Source organism: Bacillus silvicola, from assembly GCF_050524305.1.
GTDB classification, from domain to species: Bacteria; Bacillota; Bacilli; order Bacillales; family Bacillaceae_G; genus Bacillus_A; species Bacillus_A cereus_AT.
Genome location: NZ_JBNGVC010000001.1, coordinates 668,507 through 681,257 on the forward strand (window position 1 = coordinate 668,507; position 12,751 = coordinate 681,257).

A 12,751-nucleotide genomic window follows, 5' to 3' on the forward strand; every position below is an offset into this window, starting at 1 on the left:
ATTTTTTATTTCCTCTCCACAAATGTTCCCTTATATGAAAATAATGAACCAATTAACGGATTGCGTACTTGTACATGAATTCGAAAACATTGTAGTGTTTCATCATAACTTTCTACAATTTTTGCATCTCCGTATAAAAATCTAGGTAACGGTATTTTTCTTCCGAACATGTAAAACCATTGTTTCTTTGAAGAAATATGTATTGCCCCCACCTCATCAATATAAAAATTCAATGTAGAAACGAGCATATGCGGTTTGCCAAAATAATCTAAAATTTCATTATTCTCTTCATCCAACTGCATAACAGCGTTAAAATACCTTTTCTTATTATGAAAATAAAAAGTACGATTCCACCGCACAAATTCCTTTCCATGTTCATCTCGTTCAACGGTATTATGTATTGTAAATGGCACTTCCTTCCCCCGCTCAGAGAAAAACATTCGAAACTTCGATGCAATTTTTAATATCAATTTTACGAAAAAAGAACCTCCGTAAATTTCATCCATCTTCCCTTCTCCAGTAAAGCTATTTTTTTCTGTAATCTCATAGCGTTTCTGTAATTTTGGATGAAGATTTTTATAGGTATCTCCTAATAATCTCTCATAAATATTAGCCATACATTTATCCCTTTCTCTTCCTCTTACAATTTTTTGCGCTCGGCAAATTAGTGCTATTTATATAACCGACAATCGATAACCCTATTAGAAGAAAATTTAATGTAAGCGGATTAAACGGTTGCGTAAAACTTGTGATATTCGTAACTCCTGCCACTATAGTTAAGCCTATTAACATAACAATATGTAATATAAACAACTTTCGTTTTTGAAATGGCAATAGCCACATAACACCCCATATTATTTCTAAAAATCCAACTATTTTAAGTATAGAAATACTACTTTCATTCGATCCGATTAACTCAGAAAGCATCTTCACTTCCTCTGGATGACTAAAAATCACTTTCGGTACGCCCCCTTGATATAACCATACGAAAGCAAATAAAAAGCAAACGAGCCAATACGTCATCGTTCTTCTAATTAACATACTAGGATGGAGGTCTTTTTCTAACCATAATTTGAGAGCATCAAAACTCCATGCAGTTGCCCAACCTAATAAAGGTCGAAAAACATATGAATCTATCACATTTCCTATACGACCAAGCCTTGTATCATAATCATATTGCGTCTCAAAATAAATATGTTCTTCATTCGGTGTATATTTCCAATAACCACGCCCGATTTGTATAAGTGATAATTGATTGTCTGTCCAAAATTTTAAAGAAGACATGCGCTCTCCAGTTTCTTTTCTTACTTCACCTATCGATTCTCCTTCTCCAGCTATTTCAAGTCCGAAACCAATATTCGTTTTATATAAAAACTTCTGCGGCTCCCCCTCCTTTTTCTCCAAATACGAGATTTCTGTAAAACGTGCATCCCACTCTGTATGTAGGTCCGGTTCTTGCGTATATTCCCATAATTTCTCCATTGTTGTTTTCATTTCTGTCGCTACATAAATAGGCTTTTTCTTGCCCATCCTTCCACCTCCCATGCTCTATATTTTTAATGTACATGCACCGAATTTATTTTGCTACATTTTTCACAAAATAACCCTCAAAAAAGATAGAATTTTTAAAATATATATAAAACACTTGATTCCCTGAAAAATTTAAATTATTATAAAACAAATGTTACCAACAACTTCATAAATCAAACACTCTCGCCTAAAACGTGAGATAGAGGTTGCAACGCTTATAAGTATTCTAAAGGAGACACAGAGATGTCTATGAATTTAGAAGAAAGGAAGTGTTGCCGAAATTGATAAATTTCTCTGCATTTATCGATTGGGGCTGTTTTCGAATAGAAACAGAACTGTCATATGTACAGACATGTACGTGTGAAGAGCTATCTACAAAAAAGAGATATCATTTTTTATGATATTCCTTTTTTGGCGGTTTTTTTATTAGCTCCGTTTTCTGTTTCCCTTTTCCTGTAACAGCACCATCCTCACTTATTTGAGATGGTGTTTTTTGTTTTTCTCTCTGGTAACTACAGGAATATTGGGATTTGTATATGTCCTAACCTATTCTTAAAAATGGACGAAAGAAGGAATTCGTAATGGAAACGATTGTACAAAAGTTTGGCGGTACTTCTGTTGGAAGCGTCGAACGCATTCAACATGTAGCAAATTTAATTATTGAAGAATATGAACGAGGACATAGCATTGTCTCTGTCGTTTCAGCAATGGGGAAAAGTACAGATGAACTTGTAGCACTTGCTAACGCTATTACAGAGAATCCGAGTAAACGCGAAATGGATATGCTTCTATCAACAGGAGAACAAGTAACCATTTCATTGTTAACGATGGCACTACAAGCAAAAGGCTATAACGCCATTTCCTTAACCGGATGGCAAGCTGGTATTACGACAGAATCTGTACATAGTAGTGCACGGATTACTGACATTCATACAGATCGTATACAGTCCTATCTTGCTGAAGGCACGATTGTGATCGTAGCTGGCTTCCAAGGAGCCAGTGAAGACCATGAAATTACAACACTTGGACGCGGTGGTTCTGATACGACTGCTGTTGCATTAGCTGCTGCACTGAAAGCAAAAAAATGTGATATTTACACGGATGTGACCGGCGTATATACGACGGACCCACGAGTTGTAAAAGATGCTTATAAATTAGATGAAATTTCTTATGACGAGATGTTAGAACTTGCCAACCTCGGTGCTGGTGTATTACACCCCCGTGCTGTTGAGTTTGCGAAAAACCATAATGTCGTTTTAGAAGTTCGCTCAAGTATGGCACAAGAAAACGGAACAATTGTAAAAGGAGAATGTAACATGGAACAACAATCAATCGTTAAAGGTATTGCATTTGAGGATAATATTACGCGTGTCACAATGAAAGGATTAGAACATGGTTCACTTTCAACCGTTTTCTCTACATTAGCAGCGGCACATATTAATGTAGATATCATCATTCAAAGTATTACAAATGAAGGAACTGTTCATCTCTCCTTCTCCATTCACTCTAATGATTTAAGAGAGACTTTAGAAGTATTGGAACAAAACCAAGAAGCACTTCACTATGAATCAGTAGAATATGAAAATCATTTAGCAAAAGTATCAATTGTAGGATCTGGTATGGTCTCTAATCCAGGTGTTGCTGCGAATATGTTCACTACTTTAAAAGAAGAAGATATTCATATTAAAATGGTAAGTACATCAGAAATTAAAGTGTCTGTCGTTATTGACCGCCTTCATTTAGTAACAGGTGTCGAGGCGCTGCATCAATCATTTATGGCGAAAATTGAGCCTTTAGTGCAGATGAGTTAATTTCCACTCGTAAAACTTAAAATAAATTATATGAATCTAGTTCCTTCCTATTATAAATAGAAAGCTGTTTACATTGTATAGAGTGACAAGAAATTTATTTGTCATTCAAATAATACAATTAATTCTATACAACAATCGGACCATTTAATGGCGTATAGGGTAGAAATATTTTGCAGGGAAGTCGCGGTATTGTTTGTTAACAAGATACTATATGACATACTTAAAAACACCTTGTCACATTCTCCTACACTGTGACAAGGTGTTTTTGTTTGGAAGGAATTTGTAACTTTTTAATAGTATAATTATGGAGATGATTAGATAACACACTTTTACATATAAGGAGATAAAGACAATGACAAAAAACAAATTACTAAGAATGGACAATGTCAGCATCGTTGTAGAATCCCTTGATAACGCAATCTCTTTCTTCGAGGAGATTGGTTTGAAACTCGAAGGGAGAGCAACTGTCGAAGGTGAATGGGCTGGTCGCGTAACCGGACTCGGTTCTCAGTGCGTAGAGATTGCTATGATGGTTACCCCAGATGGCCACAGCCGAATTGAACTTTCGCGATTTCTCGCCCCAGCTACTATAGCAGATCACCGAGCAGCTCCTGTAAACGCCCTCGGTTATTTGCGCGTCATGTTTACCGTTGAAGACATTGACGAAATGGTATCCAGACTTACTAAGCATGGTGCTCAGCTCGTTGGCGAAGTAGTTCAGTACGAGGACTCGTATCGACTTTGCTACATTCGTGGAACCGAAGGCATTTTAGTCGGTTTAGCGGAAGAACTCGGTAACAAGTAAGTAATGTTTTATAAAAAGTCTTTACTGAAATATACATTACTGAAGTAAAAATATTTGAAGAAAATTCTTATTCAATAAAACTTAGATTTTCAGCCCCGTCCTAACTTTAGAACGGGGTTATGATCGTTTGAGCTTTTAAAATTAAATAACTTTATTATCATTTTACACATAGATTTCAAGACTCTATACAAACAGCTTTTTAACATATTATCGATATCCAAAAATCATCATAAAACAATTAAATTATTCGTAATATCCTTTCCTAGGAAATATAACGGACTCTTCTCACTTTTCATTACATATCTTATCGCTCTTTCCCTTGAAAAAACGATCTATATTCATTCAAAATAACTTTCTTCACATCCCAGTAAAAAACCATCATGAATAACACAACTCCTAATACAACAACCTGCATTCTTTCATAATCAATGAAAGCACTCATAATTAGCAATCCAAACCCCATATAAAAACCAAATTCATTCTCTTTCTCAAAATCCTCATCTTCTTCATCAATATGTATTTTCTTTTTTGAATCTTGATTCCCTTTTATTAATTCATCGAGTGTAACATTATACATTTCACTCAGCAAAATCAAATTTTCAATGTCCGGACAGCTTTTATCATTTTCCCATTTACCCCGCTTTAACAGGCACTAAATCCCATCGTAGCTTTTAAATACATCAAGGAAGCCAGATGGGATTAACTGCCTATAAAAGCCCGATTGGTTCAACTAATAATCAGTGGGATAAATCGCTCCACTGATTAAAGTTTCACTTTATACACCGCTTGCCTTGTCAAACCAATCTTTTTAGCGACACCTTCCTGCGAAAACCTTTTTGACTCTCGTAATCTTTTAAGTTGTTCTCCTAAACTCATAACGCCCCCTTCTTTAACAAATTATTACATAAAAGGATATCAAAAAGAAAGAAACTATTAGTAAAACTCACTGTAAACCACTCGTTTACACAATAAAAAAGGGAGGATAGCTCTATGCCTGAGCTACTCTCCCTCATATTTCTATTAAAACAGATGAATGTTTTCTTTCTTACAGGCTTCACGTAAATCGTCAGGCCATACAGAAGATTGAACTTCACCGATATGTGCTTTACGTAAGAAGTACATGCACATTCTTGATTGTCCAATACCGCCACCAATTGTTAATGGTAGTACATCTTCTAATATACCTTTATGGAAATCGTACTCACGTTTGAAATCTTCACCAGTTTTCGTTAACTGCTCATCAAGCGCTTTACTATCAACACGAATTCCCATTGATGATAATTCGAATGAAGCTTGTAGTACTGGGTGCCAGAATAAAATGTCACCGTTTAATTTCCAATCATCATAATCGGATGCGCGTCCATCGTGCTTTTCACCTGAACGGAGTGCATCACCAATTCCAATAATAAAGACTGCACCATGTTCTTTCGCAATTGCATGTTCACGATCTTTCGGTGTTAACTCTGGATATTTGTCTTCTAGCTCTTGGGAAGTAATGAAAACAACCTCTTCTGGTAAATACTTTCCAAGGAACGGATATTTTTCAAATAAGTGATCTTCTAAATCTTTGAATATTCCATAAATTGTTCGTACTGTTTCTTGTAAGTAATCTACAGTACGCCATTCTTTTTGAACGATTTTTTCCCAATCCCATTGGTCAACGTAAATGGAATGTGTTGCATCAAGTTCTTCATCACGACGAATCGCGTTCATGTTAGTATATAAACCTTCACCAGCTTCATATCCATATTCATGTAGTGCAAATCGTTTCCACTTCGCTAGTGAATGAACAATTTCTAATTCTTCTCCTGAATGTAACATATCAAATTCAATCGGACGTTCTACACCGTTTAAGTGATCGTTTAATCCTGATTTTTTCGTTACGAATAGTGGTGCAGATACGCGGAATAGTTCAAGGCGTTTTGCTAATTGATCCTCGAAAAATGTTTTAACTTCCTTAATTGCGATTTGAGTCTCTCTTACTGTCATTAATGATTGATACATGGTGGTTTCCTCCTAAAATGTTTGGATGTTGTGGAAAAAAGCCAACAAAAAAAGCCCTTCTTTCCCAAAAACTGGGACGAAAGACTTTGGTTCCGCGGTACCACCCAAATTAGCAACAGAGGTTGCTCACTTATACAGTACGGAGATTAAAAAATCTCGATACTGTTCTTCTTGTAACGGCGAAGTTCCCGGCTAAGTCTACTTTCCTATAAAGGATTTCGGTTAGCGACTCCAGGAGGTTCTTCATAATAGGCTTCGTATCAGGCTCACACCGCCCCTGACTCGCTTAAACTACATCCTACTACTACTCGTCCTTTCATAGTCGTTTTATTGTCACATCTCTGAAACATTTTATTAATGATTATTCTATACAAAAAATAGATAAAGTCAACAAAAAGTTTTAAAATATTTTTCAATTCTTTATTTTATGCCTTTACCGACTGTTCTTAATATAACATTTTTATTTCCTTTGTCTCTTCAATCCAAAAAACATTTCACTAACTGAAACTAACATATACACAACCAGTAATGTGATCGTTCGAAAAATAGAATCCGCAGTATTTCTTATTATTTTCATTTTATTTGTAATTCCTTTCAGTTTACTCGCAATTTCATGATATACTATAGCATTCAAGCAGTTTGTTTTTACTTAGAGCAAACATAGTCATTTATCAAGAGTATTTTCTAATTCATTGACTATTATTAAATAAGATTTTTATATAACGGAGTGATTATATGAGCAAAACGAAAGCAAAACCGAAAAAAGGTGTAGGACAAGGTACAGGAAGTAAAGGATGGAATCGTTGGCAATCAAGTGCAAAGAAAAAGGCAGCTGCAAAGCCATACAAAAGTAAAGGTACAAAGAAATAAAATAAATAGTGGGTGATGCCCCCACTGATTAAAGTTTCACTTTATCTCTTTACTTTGTACAAAACAAAATATAATTATTACAACCAAAAAAGCTATGCTCTCATCTCTATGAAAGCATAGCTTTTTTTCCATATTAAATCATAAGAATATCGCGAATTTCTTCCTCCGTAATAGAAGATAGCTTTTCTTCCCCTGGCTCGATAATTTCAGCGATTAAATTTTTCTTACTCTCTTGTAACTCGTGCATTTTTTCTTCAATTGTTCCATGTGCTACTAACTTAATCACTTGCACAGTATTTTTTTGTCCCATTCGATACGCTCTATCCGCTGCTTGTTGTTCCACAGCTGGATTCCACCATAAGTCGTACAATATAACTGTATCTGCACCTGTTAAATTTAGTCCTGTACCACCAGCCTTTAAAGAAATCAGGAATAAATCTCCTTCCCCCTCGTTAAACCGATTGCATAGCTCTACACGCTCTTCCGAAGGTGTACTCCCGTCTAAATAAAAGTATGGAATGGCTTGACGGTTTAATTCCCGCCCGATTATCGAAAGCATCTTCGTAAATTGAGAAAATATAAGAATTCTCTTCCCTGTACTTCTGCATTCCTCCAAAATTTCTAACAGCTGCTCAAATTTAGCTGAACTCCCTTTATAATCATCAACAAACAATGCAGGATGATTACAAATTTGCCTTAACCTCGTTAAACCAGCTAATATTCTAATTTTATTTTTACGTAACGTATCTTTATCCAAATGTTTTAACGTTTCTTCTCTTAACTTCGCTAAATAAGCTGCGTAAAGCCTCTTTTGATCTGATAAAAGTTCTGATGATTGTATGTGCTCAATTTTTTCTGGTAGCTCCTGTAATACATCTTCCTTTAACCTTCTCAACACGAATGGTTTTACTCGCTTCGCAATATCTTCACGTCTTAAATCACCGAACTCTTTTCTTCCTGGTAATAATTCTGGGAAGACGACACGGAAAATAGACCATAGCTCTTCCAACGAATTTTCTACAGGTGTTCCCGTTAATCCAAAACGATATTCTGCCTGAATTGTTTTCACTGCTCTTGCAGTTTGCGTCGTATGATTTTTAAACGCCTGTGCTTCATCAAGAAATAACGTATGGAATGGCATTGCATATAACCTTATATCTCTTCTAAGTAAAGGATATGACGTAATGATAACATCAAATTTCGTTATATCCTTTAAAATTTTCCGGCGCTCCACTTGATTTCCATCAGCAATAACCGCTCTAATATGTGGAGCGAATTTTTTCAACTCGCTAAGCCAGTTGTAAACAAGAGAAGATGGAGAGACAACTAATATAGGCAGTTTCTTCTCTCGAATTTCCGGCAAAACAGAGTCTATAAAAGCAATGCTTTGCAACGTTTTACCTAGTCCCATATCGTCTGCTAAAATACCCCCAAAACGGTAATGTGCGAGTGTTTTCATCCACTGAAATCCGTATACTTGATACTCTCTCATTTCTGCATTTAACGTATTTGGCACAGCAAACTTTAATTTTTTCGGGTTTTGAATATTTTCTACTAACTTTTGAACAGACTCATCTAAACTTAAAACATTTCCTTCTTGTAGTGAATTCATCCATTTCACACTACGAATAAGAGGGACGTCTATTTCTTCTCCCTTTAAAAACTCTTTTCGAATATTAGATTCTTTTATAAACTGATTAATGTCATTAAACTCTTTACTCTCAAGTGATAGTAGAGAACCACTTGCTAAACGATAATATTTCCGTTTCTCCTCAAGAGCAACTAATACACCTTTAATTTCTGCCTCTGGAATACCTTTTATATCAAAGCGGAATGATAACCAATCGATTCTCTCTTTCCTTCTAATCCTTATAAGAGGAGCAGTATCTCCTTTATGAATGCGTAATTTGATTGCTGTCGTCGCATAAATATCAACTAAACCTTTTAACGTTGGAACAACATGATATAAAAAGTTATATTCAGCTTCTTCATTATGCATAAAATAACCGCCTTCTGTCTTTGCAAAGGCACTTTCATTCATAATTTCCATTATTTCATTTTCCTTTTTCTCATCACGATTAAAAACAGATGGCTGCCCATCCTCTTCTAACGGATTAATCGAGACGTTTCCATAATGAAATTCGAGACCTGCTAACAAGCGATTTTTCACTCGATCTAAATACAGTTTTGCTTTTAGCGAAGGCATTTCGACACGATCTGATATTACTTCATCAATTCGCACAGTACCAAGCTTCATTAATCCTGGTACAACTTTTGCTACAAAGTGTTCCATCTTATCTGCTGGAATATACAATTGTTTACTACTAGAGCGATTCATCATTTTTTGTAATTCGATAAGCCGCTTACAATCCTCAGCATTCAACTGATACAGTTTTCCTCCAAATAGAGCATAACTATACGTATCCATTACGTCTACTTGTTGTAACCCATCAATATAAAGTGTAAATCCACCGTTACTACCTTTATTAAACTCAAAATGCAAGGGAAGTAGTCCTTTTGAAATATGCAAACGACGGAACGATTGTCCACCTTGATTAAGTCTCACTAACTCTACTCTAGAAAGTAAAGAAAGCATATCCGTCCATGAAGCTGGCGGTATTAAAATCATACTATCATCTTGTTTTGTGTGTACTTCCAGCGTATCCTCATACATTTTTTCGTTATGATGAATTTTAATTAGTTGCTGAATAATCGCATCCGTTTCTTGCCTGAAGCTATGTACATCCGGTGTATATGTAAATTCATTCGAACAATGAAAAGACTCTCTTTTCTCCACTTTAGAAAGAAATTCTCTAATATGATTTACGAAATACGTTTTGGCAAGTTTCAGCTGAATTCCTAGAAGTGCCCCACCACTTTTCGTAGCTACTGGTGTACATATAAACTCAACATCTAATATTTCACGTGTATCAAAACGGTGTTGTTTACTTTTTGGTCTTAATGGTTTCTCTGCAAACAACTGAAACATCCCGCTTGTCAATTGATCATTTCCGCTCATATTTTCACTACTAGCGGGGAGCATACCACCCATTTGCTGATTATAATTTATTTGTATCAGTACTGCCGCAACATGCTGACAATACGTTTGAAAAGATGCTAATGAAGGACAACTACATTTCGCAACAACATCACCTTTTTTAGCTTTTTCTACTGTAACATGAAAATCTTCGTTCCCTTTTACTGTCGCCTCGCAAATTTCTTTATTTTCATCATAATGATTTACTATCACTTTATTTGATTTATAATAAGCTTCGCCTCTTTTATATGAGGTCTCTCCGCATACTTCTTTAATAATCGATTTGTTTAATGTAAAACTCATTTTTTACACCTCTTTAATTTAAAACCAGTTTCTCTTAACTAACATTTTACATGCTCCAAGAGAAAATATAAAATGTAGATTTAACAAAAAAAGATGCTTATTTATAAGCATCTTTTTACTCTATCTCCATCAACCGTTTCGCCTCAAAATACAACACTTGAATAAATTTCTTCGTATTAATACGTATATGCCCAGAAGTTGCTACTTCATCTTTCGTCATTTCAGTCATACGTTTTCTAACTACAGTGAAATCAAAAAATTTCGGAGCATAGCTTTCAAATTTCGGATTTGAAAAATCTGTTAATCCTAGAGAGGCCAAATGATTTAACGACTGATAAATCGCTCTGCGCACTCTTTGTTCAGATGCTTTTTTCTCTTTATCAATATCCGTATCTAAAGCTCCATCTCCTAATTTCCTCATCGTAATATAGTGGAAAATATCTTTTAATGCAGGAAATCCAAAGTCAAACGTTTGTGCTTTTTCTTGTCCATATAAATATTCCAGCATACTAAGTAAATCTTTACTTCCATTCTCTCCCGCAATACCAAGTTCTGATAATAAATAGCGTCCTGAATCCGCTATTTTTTTCCCTTCTTGCATTGGCTCATTTCGAACTTGCGGCTGTTCCCACTTGAAAACGTTATTCAATGATTTTTGAATATCATGTATAGAGCGCTCTAAACGAATACGTTCCATTACTTTTCTTACAACAGATACAACCTCAATTTTATTTAATGGCTTTGTAATATAATATTCCACTCCAAGTGTATACGCCTCACCAATAAGCTGTTTCGATTCAACTTGAGAAATCATAATAATTTTCCCTGTAAAAGAGGACGCAATATGGCGAACTGTTTCAATCCCGTCTCGCATCGGCATTAATAAATCAATAAATAAAATATCTACTTTTTTAAAATTTAGTTGATCTGCTTCAATAAAAGCACCATCTTCCGATTCTCCAATTACTTCCCCAAGATCACCATCTTCAATAATTTGCGAAAGCATAGAGCGGAAAACTTCATCATCATCTACGATATAATAAAACAACTTTATTCCCCTTCCCGCTTTAAACTGCACTCCGGTAAACAAACTACAAACTTACACCCTCTGCCAGCTTTTCGGTCTTCTAATCTTACTTCTCCTCCGAGTTCTGTTACCATTTCGTTTATGTAAGAAAGTCCAATTCCTGTTGATGGTGTTCCCGTTTGATCATACTTCGAAGTAAATCCAGGTTTAAATACTAATTTCTTATATTTTTGTACAATACCAGGTCCATCATCAATTACTTCAAAGAATATATGTTTTTCAATTTTATATAGCTTAATAATAATAACACCATTATCCTCGATTGCTTCAACTGCATTTGCAACTAAGTTGTTGAAAATTGATAAGACTGTATACACATGATATTCTGCATGTTCACCTTCTATATGCTTTGAAAAACGTATCTCTTTTTCCAACATGTCAGCGTACTTCTCATTTATTCTCACAATCATTTCCGCAAGCTCATGACCTTCTACATACTCAGCCACATTTTTATCTAATAACAATTTAGATAATCCTGCAAAAATTCTTTGATTATCCTTTTTTATTTCATGCACTTCTCCCGCTATTTTCAATGCTGTTTTACTATAATTTTCTATACTACTCAAATCATCGTTCGCTTGTAAATTACGATATAATTGATACGCTTCTTGTGTAATTAACTCCGCATTTTGCAGCGTTTTTTTCAAATGAACTGATTCCACATATAAATTAGAAAGGTGCATCAACATTTTTTCATTTTCTTTTCGCACTTGCGATTCTTTTAATTTCGTTTCATACAAATTCATCATATTTAAAAAACCAAGCGCAAAGAAACTACGAAAAATAGCAATAATGATGAGTTTATTAACTTCAGAAACGGTTATTGTTGTACCGAGCACTAACATATGATAAAACGCAAGTTCTGACATACTTGCGATAATTTCAATTGTAATCCCAAGGCAACCAATAACGATTGGCTTCTGATGAAACTTATTCACCCTACAAAGCGAAAAAAGACTTCCATAAATAAAATAATAAAAGAACACAGGGTAGCGCAAATAAAATGATTCTGTCATATGAAATGAACCTTGCATGATCCAATCAAGACATACACGGAATAAAACTACAGATATACCGACAAGAATACCTGCAGCAGCTGCTGGCATTTTTCTTAAAAATAATAATAAAAAGAAGAAAAGCGGTGTCCCGAAGCTAACACGAAACGTATCATTAAAAGGATGAAAATTCAGCTCTCCAGCAATCGGAACAACAACCATTAAAATAATTAAAAGAGACATATCTTTCTTCCATAATTGATTCCAATTCAAAGCTGCCACTTCCTATGTATTTTTTCAAAAATGAAC

At 35.0% G+C, this 12,751-nt stretch carries 11 protein-coding genes, 1 riboswitch and 1 other annotated feature; of the genes, 3 read left to right on the forward strand and 8 right to left on the reverse strand.

Annotated features, from left to right (window positions below; genetic code table 11):
* Positions 1-5: 5 nt before the first annotated feature.
* Both ACP6L7_RS03415 and ACP6L7_RS03420 read right to left on the reverse strand, forming a co-directional pair.
* Positions 6-617 (reverse strand): DUF4166 domain-containing protein, encoded by a 612-nt coding sequence (locus ACP6L7_RS03415; RefSeq protein ID WP_097831547.1) that lies wholly within the window; start codon positions 615-617, stop codon positions 6-8.
* Between the two features lie 4 nt (positions 618-621).
* Complete coding sequence (locus tag ACP6L7_RS03420) at positions 622-1,530, reverse strand: DoxX-like family protein (protein WP_097831548.1); 909 nt, start codon at positions 1,528-1,530, stop codon at positions 622-624.
* 192 nt (positions 1,531-1,722) lie between these two features.
* A riboswitch (Lysine riboswitch) is annotated at positions 1,723-1,909 on the forward strand.
* A gap of 202 nt (positions 1,910-2,111) precedes the next feature.
* On the opposite strand from ACP6L7_RS03420, the gene ACP6L7_RS03425 reads away from it, so the two are divergent.
* Together ACP6L7_RS03425 and ACP6L7_RS03430 are read left to right on the forward strand one after the other, a co-directional pair.
* A complete protein-coding gene (locus ACP6L7_RS03425; protein ID WP_097831549.1) occupies positions 2,112-3,341 on the forward strand; it encodes an aspartate kinase in 1,230 nt (409 codons plus the stop codon).
* 352 nt (positions 3,342-3,693) lie between these two features.
* Positions 3,694-4,146 (forward strand): VOC family protein, encoded by a 453-nt coding sequence (locus ACP6L7_RS03430; protein WP_097831550.1) that lies wholly within the window; start codon positions 3,694-3,696, stop codon positions 4,144-4,146.
* A 304-nt stretch (positions 4,147-4,450) separates the two neighbouring features.
* On the opposite strand, the gene ACP6L7_RS03435 is transcribed toward ACP6L7_RS03430, so the two are convergent.
* The 3 genes from ACP6L7_RS03435 to asnA all read right to left on the reverse strand — a co-directional run bounded on the left by ACP6L7_RS03435 (position 4,451) and on the right by asnA (position 6,150).
* Positions 4,451-4,795: a helix-turn-helix domain-containing protein gene (locus ACP6L7_RS03435; protein WP_306475214.1), complete on the reverse strand. Its 345-nt coding sequence runs from the start codon at positions 4,793-4,795 to the stop codon at positions 4,451-4,453.
* A 113-nt stretch (positions 4,796-4,908) separates the two neighbouring features.
* On the reverse strand, positions 4,909-5,022 hold the full coding sequence (locus tag ACP6L7_RS03440; protein ID WP_141533453.1) for a helix-turn-helix domain-containing protein: 114 nt from the start codon (positions 5,020-5,022) through the stop codon (positions 4,909-4,911).
* A 144-nt stretch (positions 5,023-5,166) separates the two neighbouring features.
* Positions 5,167-6,150: an aspartate--ammonia ligase gene (asnA, locus tag ACP6L7_RS03445; RefSeq protein WP_097831551.1), complete on the reverse strand. Its 984-nt coding sequence runs from the start codon at positions 6,148-6,150 to the stop codon at positions 5,167-5,169.
* Between the two features lie 69 nt (positions 6,151-6,219).
* Positions 6,220-6,479 (reverse strand) — a binding site (T-box leader).
* A gap of 406 nt (positions 6,480-6,885) precedes the next feature.
* Here asnA and ACP6L7_RS03450 point away from each other — a divergent pair.
* Positions 6,886-7,020, forward strand: coding sequence for a DUF3934 domain-containing protein (locus tag ACP6L7_RS03450; RefSeq protein ID WP_000047588.1), 135 nt, complete (start codon positions 6,886-6,888; stop codon positions 7,018-7,020).
* A gap of 133 nt (positions 7,021-7,153) precedes the next feature.
* On the opposite strand, the gene ACP6L7_RS03455 is transcribed toward ACP6L7_RS03450, so the two are convergent.
* The 3 genes from ACP6L7_RS03455 to ACP6L7_RS03465 all read right to left on the reverse strand — a co-directional run bounded on the left by ACP6L7_RS03455 (position 7,154) and on the right by ACP6L7_RS03465 (position 12,724).
* Positions 7,154-10,360, reverse strand: coding sequence for a DEAD/DEAH box helicase (locus ACP6L7_RS03455; protein WP_097831552.1), 3,207 nt, complete (start codon positions 10,358-10,360; stop codon positions 7,154-7,156).
* A 115-nt stretch (positions 10,361-10,475) separates the two neighbouring features.
* Complete coding sequence (locus tag ACP6L7_RS03460; RefSeq protein ID WP_097831553.1) at positions 10,476-11,408, reverse strand: response regulator; 933 nt, start codon at positions 11,406-11,408, stop codon at positions 10,476-10,478.
* Positions 11,409-11,410: 2 nt separating this feature from the next.
* Complete coding sequence (locus ACP6L7_RS03465; RefSeq protein WP_097831554.1) at positions 11,411-12,724, reverse strand: ATP-binding protein; 1,314 nt, start codon at positions 12,722-12,724, stop codon at positions 11,411-11,413.
* Between the last annotated feature and the right edge of the window lie 27 nt (positions 12,725-12,751).

Bases quoted from the DNA above. Each gene is read 5' to 3' on its own strand.
- ACP6L7_RS03450 (WP_000047588.1), top strand. From the start codon at position 6,886: ATGAGCAAAACGAAAGCAAAACCGAAAAAAGGTGTAGGACAAGGTACA.
- ACP6L7_RS03455 (WP_097831552.1), bottom strand. From the start codon at position 10,360: ATGAGTTTTACATTAAACAAATCGATTATTAAAGAAGTATGCGGAGAG.
- asnA (WP_097831551.1), bottom strand. From the start codon at position 6,150: ATGTATCAATCATTAATGACAGTAAGAGAGACTCAAATCGCAATTAAG.
- ACP6L7_RS03430 (WP_097831550.1), top strand. From the start codon at position 3,694: ATGACAAAAAACAAATTACTAAGAATGGACAATGTCAGCATCGTTGTA.
- ACP6L7_RS03420 (WP_097831548.1), bottom strand. From the start codon at position 1,530: ATGGGCAAGAAAAAGCCTATTTATGTAGCGACAGAAATGAAAACAACA.
- ACP6L7_RS03425 (WP_097831549.1), top strand. From the start codon at position 2,112: ATGGAAACGATTGTACAAAAGTTTGGCGGTACTTCTGTTGGAAGCGTC.
- ACP6L7_RS03415 (WP_097831547.1), bottom strand. From the start codon at position 617: ATGGCTAATATTTATGAGAGATTATTAGGAGATACCTATAAAAATCTT.
- ACP6L7_RS03440 (WP_141533453.1), bottom strand. From the start codon at position 5,022: ATGAGTTTAGGAGAACAACTTAAAAGATTACGAGAGTCAAAAAGGTTT.